This window comes from Pantoea sp. R102 (assembly GCF_004916815.1).
In the GTDB taxonomy this organism is placed as follows: Bacteria; Pseudomonadota; Gammaproteobacteria; order Enterobacterales; family Enterobacteriaceae; genus Pantoea; species Pantoea dispersa.
On record NZ_SDFT01000260.1, the window covers coordinates 1 to 2,652 of the forward strand.

The following is a 2,652-nucleotide window of genomic DNA, read 5'->3' on the forward strand; positions in this document are numbered from 1 at the left end:
TACCGCAGCGCGCAGGCCAACGTGCAGCCGGGGCCGTGGTCGCTGACCAATGTGCCATTCGTGAACGGGGCGGGCGATGCGGTGATCACCACCACCGACGCGGTCGGTCGTCAGGTGACGACAACGCTGCCGTTCTACGTCTCCAGCAGCCTGCTGAAAACCGGCCTGTCCGATTACGCCTTCTCCGCCGGGGCGATTCGCGAGAACTACGGCATCAAAAACTTTGATTACGGCGCAGCGGCGGCCAGCGCCTCCTATCGCTACGGCCTGCGCGACTGGCTGACGCTGGAATCGCACGCCGAAGGCAGCAGCGACGTGGCGATGGGCGGTGCCGGCGCGCTGGTGAAACTGGGCAGCCTGGGCGTCATCAACGCCGCGCTGGCGCAGAGCCAGCTGGACGGCAGATCCGGTACCCAGTACAGCTGGGGTTACCAGTACAACAACAGCTGGTTCAGCCTCGGCACCCAGCACACGCTGCGCAGCGCGGATTTCGGCAACCTGGCGCTGGTCGGCAGCCGCGGCGACAGCGCCAATACCAGCTATTCGCTCGCCAGACGCAGCGCGCAGTACACCGCCAGCCTGTCGCTCAGCCAGTACGGCAGCCTCGGTCTGGCGTATCTGGATATCGCCGGCAGCAGCGGCGATCGCACCCGCCTGTGGAATTTATCGTGGAGTAAAAACCTGTGGGGCAACAGCAGCCTGTACATCTCCGCCAGCCGCGACCAGCAACAGGGCGACTGGAGCGGCGCGATTTCGCTGGTGATTCCGTTTGGCGAACAGAGCAGCGCATCAATTAGCGTCGAGCGCGATCAGCAGGGACAAAGCAATCAGCGCCTGTACGTGTCGCGCGCCATGCCGAGCGACGGCGGTTTTGCTTACGATGCGTCATGGGCGCATCAGGGCGGCGACAGCGGCGATTATCGTCAGGGCAGCCTGCGCTATCGCAACAACAAGATCGATACTTCCGCTGGCTTTTACGGCGACGATGACAACACCACGCAGTGGGCCGATTTCACCGGCTCGCTGGTGCTGATGGACAACCATGTGTTCGCCGCCAACAACATCAACGATGCCTTTGTGGTGGTGAAAACCCGCTATCCGGACGTGACGGTGCGCTACGAAAACCAGACGATGGGCCGCACCGATGACGCCGGCTATTTGCTGGTGCCGTCCATCAGCAGCTATTACGGCGCGAAGTACGATATCGATACTCTCGATCTGCCGGCTGACATGACCGCGCCCAAAGTGGAGCAGCGCTTCGCGGTGAAGCGCAAAAGTGGCTATCTGCTGAATTTCCCGGTGGAACGCCTGCGCGCCGCCAGCGTGATCCTGCACGACAGCAACGGCCAGCCGCTGCCGGTCTCCAGCCAGGTGTTGCGCCGCGATCGCGCCACTGAATATGTCGGCTGGGACGGCCTCGTGTGGATGGAAGATCTCAGCGCCAGCAACCCGATGCGCGTGGTAACACCGGACGGCCTCCAGTGCGAGACCACGCTGGCTATCGCTGAGGGGCAGCCTAAAGCGCTGCAGACTTACGGCCCACTCACCTGCCCGCTGCCGCCTGCCGCGCCCGGTACGGCCGTGAATGCCGCCAACAACTCACAGTCAGGGATCTCGCCATGAGGAAATTTCTGTTCTTGCTGCTGTGGCTGCTGCCGGCCAGCAGCTACGCGCTCTGTTCGCTTTCGGCCCCCAGCGCCAGCTTTGGCACGCAAACCACGTTTTACGTGCAGTCGACGGCGGTCAATACCTCCAGTAACACCAACGTTAACTGCGGCACCGGCACGCTCAACCTGCTGGGCAGCGATTACGTCGCCTATGCGTTCACCACCGCCAACTACCTGAGCGGCACGCGCGCCACCATGAAGGCATCGGCCAGCGGCACCGATAACGTGCCGATTCAGCTGTGCATCGACAGCGCCTGTGCCACCGAGTTGCGCCAGGGCGGCAGCTATCGCTGGAACGCTTCCGCGCTGCTGGCGCTCGGCAACAGCCTCAATTTTGTCATTCCACTCTATTTCCGTACAGTGCCCGGCCAGGTGATTGCCGCCGGCAGTTACACCACCACCATCACGCTGACGGTGAGTTATAACGTGTGTGCCGGGTTAAATGTGGCCGGCGTGTGCGTCGGCACGGTGCAGAGCAGCAGCGGGACGGCGATGCCGATCACCGTGAATATGGTGATCACCAACGACTGCACCACGATCACGGCGCCGAACGTCAGCTTCGGCAGTGCGCCGCTGGTCGGTAGTTTTTCTACTGTGCAGCAGACGATTAACGTGGTGTGTTCAAAGGGCAGCACGTATACGGTGGGACTGAGTAATGGCAGCTATTACAGCGGCACCACGCGCCAGATGGCGAGCGGCACCAACCGGCTGGCTTACGATATTTATAAAGGTACTACCACCACTAATCGCTGGGGCCCGAGCGGCAGCGACCGCTGGAGCAGCGCGACCTCGACATCGCTCAACGCGGATACCGTGACGCGCAACTTTACCTATACGGCGCAGATTCTGACTACGCAGAATACGCCCGCAGCGGGGAATTACAGCGATAGCGTGGTGGTGGATGTGGCGTTTTAGCGGGGTGGGTAAGGAGTGGGCTGATCGGGCGGGCGTTGAGGTAAAGCGCAGGTCTGCGAAACCGCACCGA

2 protein-coding genes are annotated in these 2,652 nt (G+C 62.3%); both read left to right on the forward strand.

The genetic code is table 11. The features are described from left to right. A partial coding sequence (locus ERD80_RS21220; RefSeq protein WP_136548442.1) for a fimbria/pilus outer membrane usher protein occupies positions 1 to 1,623 on the forward strand: 1,623 nt, incomplete at its 5' end. Beyond that, on the forward strand, positions 1,620 to 2,582 hold the full coding sequence (locus ERD80_RS21225; RefSeq protein WP_136548444.1) for a spore coat U domain-containing protein: 963 nt from the start codon (positions 1,620 to 1,622) through the stop codon (positions 2,580 to 2,582). The genes ERD80_RS21220 and ERD80_RS21225, both read left to right, overlap by 4 nt. The last annotated feature ends 70 nt before the right edge of the window (positions 2,583 to 2,652 follow it).

Coding starts and splice junctions, on each gene's coding strand:
- ERD80_RS21225 (WP_136548444.1), top strand. CDS start 1,620: ATGAGGAAATTTCTGTTCTTGCTGCTGTGGCTGCTGCCGGCCAGCAGC.